This is a genomic window from Methylotenera sp., from assembly GCF_029945705.1.
Lineage (GTDB): Bacteria > Pseudomonadota > Gammaproteobacteria > Burkholderiales > Methylophilaceae > Methylotenera.
In genome coordinates this window covers 1-15,901 of the sequence record NZ_JAQSDC010000011.1, presented here as the reverse complement: position 1 = coordinate 15,901, position 15,901 = coordinate 1, and the positions used below count along the sequence as shown (strand labels likewise).

At 38.7% G+C, this 15,901-nt stretch carries 15 protein-coding genes; 2 read left to right on the top strand and 13 right to left on the bottom strand.

The window, feature by feature from the left end:
- Positions 1-62: 62 nt before the first annotated feature.
- The 13 genes from PSU78_RS03595 to PSU78_RS03535 all read right to left on the bottom strand — a co-directional run bounded on the left by PSU78_RS03595 (position 63) and on the right by PSU78_RS03535 (position 13,151).
- Complete coding sequence (locus PSU78_RS03595; RefSeq protein WP_300384384.1) at positions 63-575, bottom strand: serine O-acetyltransferase; 513 nt, start codon at positions 573-575, stop codon at positions 63-65.
- Between the two features lie 86 nt (positions 576-661).
- Positions 662-1,837: a nucleotide sugar dehydrogenase gene (locus PSU78_RS03590; RefSeq protein WP_300384381.1), complete on the bottom strand. Its 1,176-nt coding sequence runs from the start codon at positions 1,835-1,837 to the stop codon at positions 662-664.
- 44 nt (positions 1,838-1,881) lie between these two features.
- Complete coding sequence (locus PSU78_RS03585) at positions 1,882-2,730, bottom strand: glycosyltransferase (RefSeq protein WP_300384378.1); 849 nt, start codon at positions 2,728-2,730, stop codon at positions 1,882-1,884.
- Between the two features lie 168 nt (positions 2,731-2,898).
- Positions 2,899-3,738: a 3-deoxy-8-phosphooctulonate synthase gene (gene kdsA, locus PSU78_RS03580; protein ID WP_300384375.1), complete on the bottom strand. Its 840-nt coding sequence runs from the start codon at positions 3,736-3,738 to the stop codon at positions 2,899-2,901.
- A 66-nt stretch (positions 3,739-3,804) separates the two neighbouring features.
- Positions 3,805-5,220 carry a lipopolysaccharide biosynthesis protein gene (locus PSU78_RS03575; RefSeq protein WP_300384372.1) on the bottom strand — a complete coding sequence of 472 codons (1,416 nt, stop codon included), beginning with the start codon at positions 5,218-5,220 and terminating at the stop codon, positions 3,805-3,807.
- Between the two features lie 72 nt (positions 5,221-5,292).
- Positions 5,293-6,006, bottom strand: a complete 714-nt coding sequence (epsI, locus tag PSU78_RS03570; RefSeq protein ID WP_300384369.1) for an exosortase-associated protein EpsI, B-type — start codon at positions 6,004-6,006, stop codon at positions 5,293-5,295.
- Between the two features lie 5 nt (positions 6,007-6,011).
- Positions 6,012-6,872: an exosortase B gene (xrtB, locus tag PSU78_RS03565; RefSeq protein WP_300384366.1), complete on the bottom strand. Its 861-nt coding sequence runs from the start codon at positions 6,870-6,872 to the stop codon at positions 6,012-6,014.
- Positions 6,873-6,974: 102 nt separating this feature from the next.
- Entirely contained in the window at positions 6,975-7,856 is an 882-nt protein-coding gene (gene epsG / locus PSU78_RS03560) for a chain length determinant protein tyrosine kinase EpsG (RefSeq protein WP_300384363.1), read from the bottom strand.
- A gap of 6 nt (positions 7,857-7,862) precedes the next feature.
- On the bottom strand, positions 7,863-9,266 hold the full coding sequence (gene epsF, locus PSU78_RS03555) for a chain length determinant protein EpsF (protein WP_300384360.1): 1,404 nt from the start codon (positions 9,264-9,266) through the stop codon (positions 7,863-7,865).
- A gap of 8 nt (positions 9,267-9,274) precedes the next feature.
- On the bottom strand, positions 9,275-10,303 hold the full coding sequence (locus PSU78_RS03550; RefSeq protein WP_300384358.1) for an SLBB domain-containing protein: 1,029 nt from the start codon (positions 10,301-10,303) through the stop codon (positions 9,275-9,277).
- An 84-nt stretch (positions 10,304-10,387) separates the two neighbouring features.
- A complete protein-coding gene (locus PSU78_RS03545) occupies positions 10,388-11,353 on the bottom strand; it encodes an EpsD family peptidyl-prolyl cis-trans isomerase (protein WP_300384355.1) in 966 nt (321 codons plus the stop codon).
- A 24-nt stretch (positions 11,354-11,377) separates the two neighbouring features.
- Positions 11,378-12,634, bottom strand: coding sequence for an XrtB/PEP-CTERM-associated polysaccharide biosynthesis outer membrane protein EpsL (gene epsL, locus PSU78_RS03540; protein ID WP_300384352.1), 1,257 nt, complete (start codon positions 12,632-12,634; stop codon positions 11,378-11,380).
- Complete coding sequence (locus PSU78_RS03535; protein WP_300384349.1) at positions 12,609-13,151, bottom strand: cyclic nucleotide-binding domain-containing protein; 543 nt, start codon at positions 13,149-13,151, stop codon at positions 12,609-12,611. The genes epsL and PSU78_RS03535 overlap by 26 nt, the downstream gene beginning before the upstream one ends.
- Positions 13,152-13,405: 254 nt before the next feature.
- On the opposite strand from PSU78_RS03535, the gene epsA reads away from it, so the two are divergent.
- On the top strand, positions 13,406-14,191 hold the full coding sequence (epsA, locus tag PSU78_RS03530; RefSeq protein WP_300384346.1) for an XrtB/PEP-CTERM-associated transcriptional regulator EpsA: 786 nt from the start codon (positions 13,406-13,408) through the stop codon (positions 14,189-14,191).
- Positions 14,191-15,633: an undecaprenyl-phosphate glucose phosphotransferase gene (locus tag PSU78_RS03525; protein ID WP_300384343.1), complete on the top strand. Its 1,443-nt coding sequence runs from the start codon at positions 14,191-14,193 to the stop codon at positions 15,631-15,633. The genes epsA and PSU78_RS03525 overlap by 1 nt, the downstream gene beginning before the upstream one ends.
- The last annotated feature ends 268 nt before the right edge of the window (positions 15,634-15,901 follow it).

The following is a 15,901-nucleotide window of genomic DNA, read 5'->3' as shown; positions in this document are numbered from 1 at the left end:
TAAAGTAACACAGGTAATATAGTCCATACTATAAGCTATGCCTTGGGATCATGCTTACCTTATTAACTTTTTTTAATTATTCGAGCAGGATTGCCAACGGCAGTTGCCCCCTCTGGCACGTCAGTTAACACAACCGACATAGCACCAATTTTACTGTTGCTGCTGATTTTAACGCCGCCGAGAACTTGTGCATAAGCACCGATATCGACATTATCACCTATTACAGGCAATTGTCCGTCTTCTGTTCTATTACCGATCGTCACGCCTTGTCTCAAGGTGCAGTTTTTACCAATAACAGCGCCTGAATTAATAAAAACACCACCGAAATGCCAAATACGTAAACCACCGCCAATCAAAGCAGACTTAGGCAAGCTAATACCCGTAACTGTTTCTATCATACGAAACAATAGCCAGTAAATCATATTCAAGAGGTTTTTCTTTACTCCATCTGGACTAGCATCAACTCTCCGCCCAAAACGATAAACCCATATAGCCCATATTGACTGCTCTTTTAAAAAAGGTCTTTTTTCTGGATAACGAGCTAAATCAGCAGCCCAATCTAAATCTGTGCCCATGTGCATAACCTAACTAATAAATTATTAACTCTTAACATTTACTCAGCCCTAATAATTGCTATGATTTTCATATATTCAAGCTATTGTTAATCCTTGGAAAACAAGTCACGCGTATAAATTTTATCAAGCACATCGCTTAAATCATCGGTAATGCGGTTAGCAATAATCACGTCAGCGCGCTTTTTGAATTCTTCAAGATTGTTTACTACTGGCGATCTAAAAAATTCAGACTCAGTAATAACAGGCTCATAAACAATCACATCAATACCCTTAGCTTTTATGCGCTTCATAATACCCTGAATGCTAGAAGCTCTAAAGTTATCAGAACCAGCCTTCATAATCAGCCTATAAATCCCTACTACTTGTGGGTTTCGTTTGAGTACATCCTGCGCAATAAAGTCTTTTCTAGTGGTGTTCGCATCAACAATTGCACGAATTAAGGTTTGCGGTACATTTTGATAGTTGGCTAGTAGCTGCTTGGTATCTTTAGGCAAGCAATAGCCCCCATAGCCAAATGAAGGGTTGTTGTAGTGCTGCCCAATTCGTGGATCTAAACATACGCCATCAATAATTTGGCGAGTATCTAGGTTATGGCTAGCAGCATAAGTATCAAGCTCATTAAAGTAAGCTACGCGCATCGCTAGATAAGTATTTGAGAATAATTTAATAGCCTCAGCTTCAGTGCTATCTGTGTACAGCGTTGGTATATTTTCTTTTATGGCACCTTGCTGCAATAAGCCTGCAAAAATTTCAGCACGCTCTGACCGCTCGCCCATCACAATGCGCGACGGGTAAAGGTTGTCATATAGAGCTTTACCTTCTCGCAGAAATTCTGGTGAAAAAATGATATTTTCAGTCTGATACTTTTGTTTGACACTCGCCACGAACCCAACTGGAATGGTTGATTTAATCACCATCACCGCTTTAGGATTAATAGAAATTACATCTTGAATCACTCGCTCAACAGAGCCAGTATTAAAAGAGTTGCTTTCAGAATCATAATCTGTAGGCGTAGCAATCACTACGTAATCAGCACCTACGTAAGCCTCTTGCTTATCAAGCGTAGCCTTAAAGTTTAATGCTTTACTTTTAAGATATTCTTCAATTTCATTATCAGCAATGGTTGATTGCTTATTATTAAGCATTGTTACTTTTTCAGGCACTATATCTAAAGCAACAACCTCATGATTTTGCGCTAATAAAACAGAAATTGAGAGCCCGACATAACCTGTTCCAGCAATACATATTTTGTAAGATTTCATACTAAATCAACCCATCTTTGAAATTAAAAATAAATACTAGTTCTTTAAACTCTGAATAACGCTCGAACCATTTTAAGTAAACCTTTAGACCAAAAACCTAACTTAATAAAATTTATAAAATCAGTAATACCTGGTCTCACTCCGTAGTGCTTAGAGAACATCTGCAACATTAAAGACTGAGCACTTCTCGGTTTATTTGCTGCGTGCAAGGCAGAAAACTGCCTGAATGCATCTCGAACTTTACTTTCTGCTTTAATTGAAATTCTATCTGGCTTAGGTGAGTCATCATAAAGTTGTGTGCCACAATCAAGCAAATGGGCTGTGCCATACATCTTTACAATTCTCATAAACATTTCCATGTCTTGCCATGCTGGCAAGTTTTCATTAAACAACCCTGCCTCAATGTAACGCGATTTAGGTGCAAAAACTTGATTGCCTATATGATTAAATTCAAATAAATCATCCGCATTCACCATACCTTTTTTTTGAGTAGTAAAACAAACCTCACCGTTGCGAACAAAAATATCTTGCGCATAAATACATGATGGCTTTACTCCTATTCTGGTTAATAAATCCCAATACTCAACAAACGCTTGAATTCGTTCTGGTGTAAATTCGTCATCGTCATCCAAACCCGTCACAAACTCACCTGTGGCGTTTGTAATAGCAAGATTTCTGGCTACAGGCGCGCCTTCTGAATCTGTTTTATTAAAAAATTTAAGGCGACTATCAAGCTTTGCCCTACCTTCTAAATACTCAGCAGTGCCATCAGTAGAGCCGTCATTGACCACTATCATTTCAACATTTTGATAAGTCTGATTCAAAACTGAATCAATAGCTTTTGCTAAAGCTTCTTTTCTATTTTTGGTTGGTGTATATATTGAGATTTTCACATTACGCCTTTAAAAAAACTTTTTGAATTTCTGACTTTTTAGTAACACACATTAATGCACCGTAATTTCATTAAATTAAACAGTCGCTTGTGTGACCTTATTAACACTCCAGCAATTGCCATCTTTTAACAACATAGCTAACCAGTACATTCACTACTATCAATATGCCTAAAAAACTTTGAGTGGTGAAAAAGATTTCACTAAGTCATCAATAGCCTTTATTTGTGATAAAAACGGTTCTAACTGGTCGAGCGGCAATGCACTTGGGCCATCACATTTGGCTTCTTTGGGGTTTGGATGTGACTCTAAAAACAAACCAGCCAAACCTATCGCCATGCCTGAGCGTGCTAGATCTAGCACTTGCTCACGTCTACCGCCTGATGCTGCACCTAGCGCCTCTCGTTGTTGTAGTGCGTGTGTTACATCAAAAATTATTGGTGTATCTGGACATATTTTTTTCATTACACCAAAACCTAGCATATCCACCACAAGATTGTCATATCCAAACGTACTTCCACGTTCACATAAAATCACTTTATCATTCCCAGCTTCTTTGAATTTTTCAACGATATTAAGCATCTGATGCGGGCTTAAAAACTGTGGTTTTTTTACGTTAACTGGCTTGCCTGTCTTTGCTAACGCTACAACTAAGTCTGTTTGACGTGCTAAAAATGCAGGCAATTGCAAAATATCAATCACTTCAGCCACTGGTGCAGCTTGCCATGGCTCGTGCACATCGGTAATCAACGGTACACCAAACTCAGCTTTGACCGCTTGAAATATCTTTAAGCCTTCTTCCATACCAGGCCCACGATGCGAATGTATAGATGAGCGATTGGCCTTATCAAATGAGGCTTTAAATACTAATGGAATATTTAGCTTTTGTGTAACAGTTACATAGTGCTCACAGGCTTTTAGTGTACTACCTACATCCTCTAGTACATTGATACCACCAAAAAGCACAAAGCTTTTTTGATTGTCCAGAATAATATCTTTGGTTAACTGCATATTCCCCTCAAACCTATATGAAAAATTAAATCTGTGATCTTTATCTAAAGTTATATTTATTACAACTTATTTTCGTTTTAAAACATTAACGAAATATGGTTTTAAGAAAAAAAATAATATAGATAAATATATACTTGCTCCTATTAAAAACTGTAAAAACAAGTTAGCTGTTAAATATTTTGTTTGCATAGCGCTCTGCTGAAATAGTAACACCGCTATTGCTGCAAATATTGCCGTTATAGCCGAGGGTAGAATGGCTTTGATTGTATCTAAAATATGTAACGATAGTGCTTTTTGAACAACGTACAAGTTAGGTATTATTACAAGTAGAGAGGCTGTTAAATAGCTCCAAACCACACCTTGAACTCCCCACTTACTACCAAGAATAAAAGCAATAATATGTATTATTGCACTATAGATACCCAATTTTAACATCACAGATGTTTTACCTTGCGCCATAAATACAGGCCCTGCTGAAGCATTGATAGACTGCAAATACCCAATAGGAGCCATGACGCCTAGTAATGTTGCCACTGCCCCCCATTGCTGGCCTAAAGTAAGTGCGACAAAATCATGTCGCGCTGCAAATATGCCCGCCATAATGGGTGCCGCTAGAAATGATATTGTTCGCACGGTACTTAAATACAACTCAGCCATCGCTGGTATGTCATTTTGCTGCCGACTCATCACTGGGAATACTGCTCTAGAAGATACCCAAGTAATATTCTGCACGGGCATTAGCATTATTTTATACGCAATAGAGTAAACTCCTAGCGCACTTTGACCTAGCAAGCGACCAACTACGATGCTATCCGCATTTCGAAACAAATAATTTACCAATTGAAATCCAGCCATATTGCTGCTAAAAGCAAATAGTTCTTTTAGGCGTGACATCTGAACATCTTTACTGGGTCTCCAAGTGGAGTTTAGCCATAAAAATAATGTTGTTAGCCCTGCGGTTAGTATTGATTGTATAACCAAACTATAAACCCCTAATCCATACATTGCTGCGGCTACGGCTCCTGCCATAGAGAGGATGGCGCAGCTTACATCAATTAGTGCTAAACGCTTAAATTGTGACTGCCTCTCCAGCAATGCTTGATGTACTGCGGAAGAACTTGATAACGGAAAGGCTATGGCTAAGCTGCATAAGACGCCGACTAATGTCGGTGTTTTAAACACATTTGCTATTAAAGGTGAGGTGGCAACCAGCACTATTGCAAGAGCTGAGCCCATTGCCACATTTAACCAAAACACTGCGTTGACAATATGATGATCTAATTCATTTTTTTGTACGACAGCCGCCGCAGTCCCCATATCCCTTAGCAATAAAGCTAGATTTGTGGCAACCCCTGCCATTGCCATTAATCCATAGTCTGATGGTGGTAGAATTCTTGCTAATATGAAAATATTAGCTAACTGAGATAATATTCTTGCTGACTGCCCTACTGCTGCCCATCTAGAGTTCGATGCGGCAGTCATTTATTGTAAGTTCGGAAATTAAAGTTGATCAAAGAAGTCTTTCAAAATAAATACTTTATTTTAATGTGCGAACTACTTAGCAACTAGCACACTAGGGATCTTAGCGTTAGTAAAGTTAACTAACTCAACTAGAAATGCCTCTTGTTTTTTGTACGTAGCTTCTGCATTAGCAGGGTCGCTAATTGCAGTTGATACTCTAACTAACACGCCATCTAAAACCCTTCCTTTTAAACCATCACGTAATATCTTCAGCCTAGCCGCCATACCGCTTGCAGGGTAGTCATCACCAATTCTTATCCAATAGCTAACGGTTTCATAACGATTTTGGTTGCTCACTAACAAACGCTGAGCCTTGATAGGTTTTGCATCTTGCATATTGATGGTGTTGTTTTTCTTACTTAATAGCTGAAATCCTTGAGCTACATAACAAACCTCTGGGCGGTGAATTTTAATATCTTGTTTCTGCTCGCGTGCATAGGCTATGGCTAGCATAACTCTATCGCCATTTCTATTGGCATATGTGCGCATTACTATTTTGTCATAGAGCTGACTAGCTAGGTCATTGCCCCCCGTAGTCAAGCTTACTTGCGTAAATGGGTCTGCAATCTGCTTCCACTCACCAAACGCTGTTGGGATAATCTTGTCAAGATCTGGCGTGGTATCTACGGCGTGCAAGGTTGGTGTTAGTTTAATGGCAAATAATGCGGCTATAATCAAAAGCGCTGCAACTAATAGGCTTTTTCTTTGAGTGATTTGAGGAAAAACGAACATGTTGATTTTCATCATGTTCGCTAACTCTTAAGCGCCGTTGTTGAGCGCTTTTCTAACTTACTTGTAATAACTCTTAATAAGCTATCAACACCCATAATCAACATTAATGCTGTCATAAATAAAAACATGCCTGAAAATTGGTGTACAAAGCCTTGGCCTGCTTCATCCCCCCAGTAAAAAGTAATGAGCGCTAATACAATCACTCTTGTGACATTAGAGGCGAAAGATATCGGTACTATCAAGGTGGCTAGCAATGCATTGCGCATGGGTGATTCATGTCTCATCACGTTCATATAGAGTAAGCCTAGTGCTTCTAATGTGAATAATGAGTTTAAGCCTGCACATGCATCGGCAACTAACAGCTGATATTGCCCGATATAGATGATGACTCCATTTCTAGCGACAGGGTAGTCCATTTGATATAGCAAATGCTCAGATGCGTAAGAAACAGCCATCTTCATTGGCTGGGTGATAATATCAATCACAGAGGGTGGCAACGGCACCATAAAGCACATAAAAAAGAATGCAAACCAGAAGTGTTTAGCTATGCCAACGCCAAAAAACATGAGGGTTAAAGCAAGGAGCACAACCACGAATGAACCTACTTCAAAAATATAGAGTGATTGAGATCTGCCAATAGCATAAAATATACAGCCAATCACTAAAACAGGCCATCCTAACTTTGGAGCGGGAATAATAGGAATTTTAGTGTTAACTAATAGCTTAGCCTTGTAATAGAAAAACCACAGCGCTACAGCAAATACAATTGGGCCATGAGCTTGTTGATCTGTTTTCCAAATGCCATGAAATAAATCATAAAATGTGGGTACATAAACAACTAAAAGGCCAAGCAATATTGTTAGAAATGGCAATAGCGGCATTAGGTAGTTTTTGCTTAAATTTGAAGCTGAGTAGTTAATGGCTATTTTCCAAAGGTAGCGCAGTTGTATTACTGTCTAAATTATTACACTTAACTTAAATGCTTAAAAGTCGTTAACCACAGCCCCAACAATTTGAACACCAGCAAGTGTTAGTTGATCGCGAATATTGGTTAAATCTGACAGTCGCGTTTGATTGAGCCTAGATGTTAGCAATGCTCCTTCACAGCGACTTGCTACAGTTTGCGCATCAGAGGTTTCAACGGCAGGTGCGGTATCGACAATCACTACATCATAATGTGCGGTTGCCTGTTTCATAAACTCTACAAAGTTAGAACGACTTAGTAGCTCTTGTGGATTTGGAGGTACCGTACCTGCACCTAACACAGTTAAATCTACAAATGAGTCTACTTTTTTTACGACCTCAAGACCTGCGCGACCTACTAAAATATCGGAAAGCCCTCTTGATTCGTTTAAGTTAAAAATCTTATGTTGAACAGGCTCTCTTAGGTTGGCATCAACAAGCAAGGTTTGCTCGCCCAACTGAGAAAACACTACGGCTAGGTTTGCCGCCAAGTTACTACATCCGTCTCCTGATGTTGCAGAAACAATCGCTAACGACTTATAACCCTCATTAAACCACCGAAGGATTAACTGGCTTCTTAAAGCTCTTAGTGCCTCAACCTGTTTAGAAAAAGGTTTATAAGCGGCTACAAGCTCTTTACTAAATTGACCTTCATTAGGCTGAAGATAAGGGTAATCAAATTGCAATGACAATACTTGCTTAATATCGGCCTCAGTAATTAAACCAAGTTTTTGAGCCGCGTCACCAAAGCGAATATTTTCTGCTTTTTGTAATCTAAGAACACGCTCAGCGTCTTCTGGATTTATCTTTCCTAAATCAAGTAGTAACTTACCGATACTTGAGTCGGCTTTGCGAGCATCATTTGGCACTAATTGCTTTTTATCCACGTTAATATCACCCATATGTTTCTAATTAGAAGTAAGCAGTTTTCTTGCTTGCCCTAGCAATAAGTTTTCACTCGTCTTTGTAGTATTGCCCTCAATCACGGCAAATACTGGTACGCCTAATATGATAGAAATATCATCTCTACCACGAACTCGTCTATCTAATAATTCAGCTAATAGTCCAAAACCTATGCCTAGCACCATACCCACAAATGCGCCCAAGACTATATTTAAAAGTACTCTCGGACTACTTGGGGAAGTTGGTGGAATTGCAGGATTTAAAATAGCAATATCACTCTGATTTGATTGCCCTTCAATACTGGTTTGGCTAAAACGCTGTGTGACAGCATCTATCGCTTTTTTTGCCACCTCTACATCTTTCTGCAGAATGCCCATTTCATCTCTTAAGCGATTTAACGATAGTACTTTTTTCTTTTGCATCTCAACTTGAGCGCGAAGTTGTGACTCTCGTTGCTGATTGATACTGGCCGAATTACCTATACTGTTTGATAAGCGCTGAGCCTCTTCATGCAACTGACTTCTAATTTTATTAGCCTCACCTTCTGCAGATTTATATGCAGGATGATTTTTACCTAAACGCTGGGCTAACTCAGCTAATTTAGCATCTGCCCGAGCAGAATCAGATTTAAGGCCTTGTATTGTCGGGCTAGATGCAATATCTGGTGAATCTAATGCACTTCTCTGAGCATTTGCATTACGTGATTGAGAGTCTATCGAGGCTGCTTGCACCATGCTCAATTGTGTAGATAATTCATTCAAACGAATGCTTTCTACGTCTAATGTCTGTTCTGGATTTGTAATGCCTTTTTCTTGTTGATAAGATGATAACTTAGATTGTGCTAATTCTAAATCATCCCTCAAAACTTTCACTTGCTGACCAAAATAACCTGCAGCCTGCTGCGCTGGAGCCACTTTTAATTGAGTGCTAGTTTGTTGATAGTTTTCTGCAAACGAATTGACCACAACAGTTGCAAAATTAGGATCCTCACTATTAAACGAGATTTCTATTACACTGCTTTCTTTAGATGGCTTCACCGTAAGGTTTTTCAGCAATAAATCAGACAACCAGTTTTTAATATCGCCGACACCTTTAGCTGATTTTCTAAATAGCTCTTGTGCTTGCTCCGACTTATCCAGCCCAAGTTGACTAACCACTTTAAGTGCAATATTTCGGCTTTGTATAATATCGTTCTGTGTTGCCATGTAGCCTGGCATTAATTGTGCTGGCAGAACCATGCCTGTTACAGGGTCCATGCCTTTATAATTGAGTAGTAGTGAAGTTGTTGCAGTGTAGTTCTTGGGTAAAAATAATGTCACTACAGTGGCCGTTGATACCGTAATAAGGAAAGTAATCAGAATAACTTTGTAACGAGCTTTTAATATCAATAAAAATTGAAGTAAATTCATAAATATCCCTAAAATAGACTTTCTTCAACATACAACACATCATTTGCTTTAATTAAGTCAGTCAACTTAGGCACTACCTTTTCTACCACACCAGCATCATTACGTCGCATTAATTTAATATTCCGTTGTGTACCACGTACAGTTGGGCCACCACCTTGAGCTAAGGCTTGCACTACGGTCATATTTCTTTCTACTCTATAGCTACTAGGGCGTTGCACTTCACCGTAAATATAGTACACCGGTGCGCGATGCACGTAGATTTGGTCATTGGCAACAACATTGATATCTTCAGTGGTTTCATTCGAGAGGAAAATGCCTGCAACATCAAACTCTTTTTTGAATGGCTGTCCATCATGTATTCCTGTCACAACAACAGAATCTGATGCACTAGGAATCATTCCACCCGCCATTGCAAGTGCATCGACTAGTCGCATTTTAACACCATCTAAAGGGAACCTACCTGGTCGCAACACTTGACCAATAATTGAAACCTGATTCCCAGGTGTAACGTAGATCACATCACCATTGCTTACTAGCACGTCTTCGGCCTTTTTATCACCTAGAAATAAGGACGCAAGGTCAACCTCATATTTATATGACTGACCATCACGAGTGCCTAATAATAGCGCCATACCATTGCCAGCATTAATTGATACGCCACCAGCCGTCGCTAAAACATGGCTAAGTGGTATATCTGAAGTTTCTAGCGGGTAACGCCCTGGTCTATTCACCATACCTAGCACAGCTACTTGATTGCCCCTCACTAATAACAATACAATATTTACTTGTGGCTCTTTTACATATCCACCTTTGATTAAGGCTTGAGCAATTAATTGCTCCGCGGCTGGGATGCTTTTCCCACCAACCTTAACCTGTCCAATGAGCGGGTACGTCACTAACCCAGCCCCAGAAACTTGAGTTTCAGTGGTTAATTCAGGGTTTTGAAAAACATTAATGCGAATTGAATCACCTGCACCCAATAAATAGTCCTGCTTGTCACCCGCATTAGCAATGTTGTTAAACGACAAAATTGTCAAAAACAAACCTATTGTAGTAATGAATCTTAAAAAACGTAGTTTCACAATATGTCCCTGAATATAAAGTTATAAGATTTAGTCACACTACTTTAAGCCTGCTACACCAGCTTCAATAGTTAAGTCTTTCTTTGCTTTCTTTTGCTCACCTGCAATAGCAGCAGAATTAGTTCCCTCTGTTACAGAAGGCTTCACTTGGTTATTATCTGCTAAATTAGCAGCTTGTTGATTTGCAAATGCACCTAAATACTCAATCTTAGCCTCTTGGCGGAATTTTTTTATTTTATCTTCAACCATTTGCTTACCTCGCGTATTAATGAAGTAATTTTTAATCATTGGTGTAGCTTCAATCAAGCCGACTGGCGACTCTTCAATACTGGTTAATTTAATCGCATGAGCAATATCACCCGACTGCCAAACAAACATATCACCACCTTTAAGCAACTGCATTTTAGGTAAAATATCCAAGGGCAGTTGTTCTGCTGGGCGTGTAAAAGAGCCACTTGAAAACTTAATGCCTTTAGCTTTTAGGCTATCAGCAATATCCATCATAGATTTCTGAGCGGCTACACTTTCCTTAAGCAGATCAAGTGTCTGCGCACTATTTTGAGCACTGATGTCTTGTAGGTTATATATACGACGTTTAGAAAACAGCTCGGTGTGCTCATCGTAATATTTTTTGAATTCGCTATCATTCATTTCTGAGGAGTTAGCCAACATTTTCTTTAAATAGGCTCTTGCTAGTATTTCTTTTTTAGCCGCTTCTATTTCTAAAATAACGTCAGGCGTTCTATCCAAACTCTCTTTACTGGCTTTATCAATGACAAGTTGCTGATCAATCAACTTGTCTAAGGCTTTTTTTCTGAATTCCGCAACGTTTTCTGCTGTTACGTTTTGTGCGCCCTTCATCACAGCGTCTATTTGGTGCGTTGTAATCTCCACATCATTTACTTTAGCCGCTATTTGTGAACTTGCAGCTTTTTCACCGCCCTTACCACACGCAGCTAAATTGCAAAAAACAATAACAAGAAAAAGTTTTAGAATTTTATTCATCAGTATAAAAACCTTGTAAGTAGATTAAAAAGTAAGCTGCCCATTGAGACCCACCGTATTTGATGAGAAATCTCTATCTGCAAAGTTTGAATCTCTCTCATCATGCTGCAAAGTAACACCAAACTGCATAGTACTTCTTGGCATCCAAGTCACATTCATACCATACGTAAACCCATCATCAATCCGAGTAGACGTTGTTGCACTGGCTGAAGGACCATCACCGAGAAATTTTCTTTTGCTTGCTAACAAAGAGCCTCCAATAACAACTTTTGAAGTTAAAGCCCAAGTTGGCCTTATACTTAGCTCGTCGTTAACAGTGTAGCTACTTGTAACATCTTGATAAGATGAAAGTTTTCTAGTCAAATTAGCACTTATATTTAGCTTTTCGCTTGCATCCCAAGAGTAGTTAACTCCTCCAAAATAACCAGAGAAATCTCGCAGGTTGTATTCGTCATCAGAATGAATATTATGACCTAAATTCGCCTTTAAACTAGACTTTCCTGTCAACTTCCAGAATGCGCTTAACTCAGCTTCATTTTCAGAGAAACCCTTACCAACTTGGTTCGAGATATTAATTTCTTGATTCTCACCATTACTTGTGCGTAGCTTCAACGCAATAAAGCTATCAGATGGCAATGTATACTTAACACCGACATCGAAAGCGTCCAGCTTAAAACTAGTTTCTTGCAAAAATGTCTGGCTATTAACACTATTTACCTTAGTATATCCGCCTAGCAAATGCCAAACATTATGCGGTGACCAATCAAAAGTGAATAACTGCAATTCAAGCGTGCGTACATTTTGCGTGTTTGAGTTTCTATTATCGATAAATGGAATCAAATCAACTTTGCGCTGAGATGATAAATATCCAGTTAGGCTAGGAGTAAGCGCCCAAAGCCAAGCCGCATTATAATTATTTGAATTGAAATTTAAAAAATCAGCATTATCGTATTTATTATCTATGTGCGAATAATCAAACTTGAAGGTCTGTAGACCATACTTCTTATTTAAATTAATGCCAAAATTTGTTGCAAGTACATTATCAGATCGCTTTGCACTACCGCCTGGACTTACACCCTCTGGCAATAAAAACAAATTATCATAATGCCTGTAGTCAGTCCCAATTAAAAAATTAACAGTATCGTCTCCATCTGCGTAAGCAAAGGTTGTCGTAATCTGTAACAACAAACTAGAAAAGGCTAAGGTAAACTTCATCAAAGCATTTTTATTGTGTTTATGCTTCACAAAGGAAATTTTACAGCGATGCAACATACGATCCATTAGAAATATCTGTCTTTGTGTGAACAATGGCTTCACGAAGCCTAATACTCATAGTTTGTAGTAAAGTTAGTAATAGCTTATTTCCTAATCTAGGCATTTGTAAGAGAACGTCATTGAGCGTTTCACGTGTTAAGACAGCAAAATCTGTTGGCAAAAGCGTGACACAACTGGCAAATCTTGGACACCCATCTATCATAGACATCTCACCAAGTGTAGCGCCCACACCAACTTGTGATATTAACTTTACATCTCCAACTGAAATCGTTTTAGTCACTTCGACAGTGCCAGTTAAGATTAAGATTAAAAAGTCTCCCGCATCACCTTCTTTTAACAAAGTCATATCTTTGGGCGCCGCGTAACATTGCATCAACTGACATAGAGTTCTCACCTCATCAAGGCTAAAAGCCTCGAAAAGCTTAATATCTTCAATTATTTCAAAAATCTCTTCTTCATATTGATCTGCCCCACCTAAATAAACTAAGTCTGGATGCAACTCCATAATTTCTCTTTTCATCATTTCATTTAGCACCCTTATTTACTTCACTTCTAAACAAACCTTACCATACAACATTTTCCATTATTATAGTAGCCAAAAATTGGCACGCTTCGTGCTCACCTGAACTGTATCTATTAATTTTACAAAGTATTACCATACAAAATATTTCTGTTTGATAATATAACCTTTAAACATCACTTTCAATAGTCCGAATGCATCTATAACAAATATAATGACCTCTGAAAGCAACTCTCTTCTTTGAAAAGAAACCTTAAATGATAATAGAAGAACATTTAATGAATAGGCGTGAGTCAGGGCTTAAGAAATTAATTCAAGAGTCCTTGCATATTCGCTCACATGTTGAATTACTATTCTGGCTGCAGGGAGACTTTCAACGCTACATTCCTCACGAAGTGATGATTGCCGCTTGGGGCGACTTTTCACTGGGTATAGTATACGTTGATATTGTTTCAGCACTGCCAGGAGTTAGAACGGGAAAAATTTCCAGTAAGAGCCTAACCGCTCTGATGCAAAGCCTTTTTAAATATTGGCTTGAAAACTCTAAATCTCCCTTTACCCTGAATGTAGATAAAGGCATATTTCATGAGCATGAGTTAGGCTGTATTGAAGCGAACATCAACCTAAAAAAAATGAAATGTGCTATCGTTCATGGCATAAAAGATTTTAGGGGCGGTCATGACTGCTTATATGTTTTCATTAATGCTACAGCTAGAATACTTAATCGCACAAGCAAGATGACCCCTGTATTCTTACCTTTTATTGATTCAGCTTTAAGGCAGTTGGAACATCTGCCTGAGCAACTTCCAGTGGTACAAGTAACACGTGACGAACCAGAAAGTGAATTTGTTGATATACTCTCTGAAAGAGAGTCAGAAATCATGCTGTGGGTTAAGATGGGTAAAACTAATCACGAAATTGGAATGATACTTAACATCAGTGCTTTTACCGTGAAAAATCACTTACAGCGTATTTTTAAAAAATTAGATGTTTTAAATCGGGCGCAAGCTGCTACTAAATATAATCGAACATATCAATCTTAATGAGCAATAAAAATCATCTCCCTCTCGTTCGAAGAGCATCAGGCATTAGATTAGCCCGCGACAATATTCTCTCAATTATAGAATCTTTAGCCGACCCATTGTTAGCAGTTATAGGTTTATGGGCTGTGGCTTTCATTCAAGAAGGTCACTTAGGACCTATCTATCTATTTCTTTCGCTCATTATCTTTTTCCTCTCGTATCCGGGTGAGTCAAAAGTAAACCTTCCCATTATTAAAGGCGTAACGAATATAATCGCCACATGGATAATCTTGTCTTCGTTACTGATAATGTTTGCGTATACAACTCGTTATATGTATTTGTTTTCCACTCAAACTATTGTCTTATGGGTTATTTTAACGCCAATCATACAAGTACTTGCTTTACTGCTACTTCGAAGCATGGCACCGCTCATCATGTCTATACAAGGTCCAATCAAACAGGCTGTTATTGCAGGAATTAACACGCAGAGCATAGAACTTGCACTTAGATTAAATGATACAAAACTTCAATCCACAAACGTTATCGGTTTTTTTGAAGATCGAACTCTAAAACGTGTTGCAGAAACTACGGACATTGATGTACTGCTTAATGGAGAAATAGGCGTATCGATTCTAGGAACTATTGATGAACTAGCTGAGTATATCAAGTCTCATCAAGTTAACATCATCTACTTATCTTTACCAATGTCTGGTCATCCGCGCATTCTTAAACTACTTGATGACCTCAAGGATACTACCGCTTCAATCTACTTTATTCCAGACATTTTCATGACTGACCTCATTCAGGGGCGTATGGGACAAGTCGATGATATTCCTGTTGTTGCTGTTTGCGAAACACCATTCACTGGCTTTAATGGAATTATTAAGCGTGCGGCCGACGTTGTATTTTCACTAGCTGTACTTTTACTCATATTGCCGATACTTATTATTATTGCAATTGGTGTTAAGTTAAGCTCACCTGGTCCAATTATTTTCAAGCAACGTAGATACGGTCTTGATGGAAAAGAAATCCTTGTCTATAAATTTAGATCCATGTCTGTTTGCGAGGATGGTGGGGCAGTTACACAAGCAACAAAAAATGACCAGCGTGTGACTAAACTGGGTGCCTTTTTGCGTAAATCATCCTTAGATGAATTACCTCAATTCATCAATGTGCTTCAAGGTCGCATGAGTGTGGTAGGGCCGCGCCCTCACGCTGTTTCACACAACGAAATGTATCGCAAGCTTATTAAAGGATATATGATTCGCCATAAAGTTAAACCTGGCATCACAGGCTGGGCTCAAGTGAATGGATTACGTGGCGAAACAGAAACGCTGGACAAAATGAAGGCACGCATTGATTTTGACTTAGAGTATCTGCGTAATTGGAGCCCTAAACTAGATATTTACATTGTATTTAGAACAATAAGCGTAGTATTTAAAGGTGAGAAAAATGCCTACTAAACACACTTTCGATTGATTGTACGTCAGCTGCTAACCTGTCTTAGATAAGTATTTATGAGGCATTAACGGTCTTTTTTACTTAAATTTAGATATCCCTTTATTCGTTGATAATCACCAAATAACTTATTGCTGATACCAACTACTCTTATACCCAGACAACCCATCCTATTTTATATTCACAATATTTGCATGCATCATAGTGCTTATCCGATAAGTGCGTATTACGGCTATCGTGACCGATCAAAACGGACTATCGTGACCAGTTGCG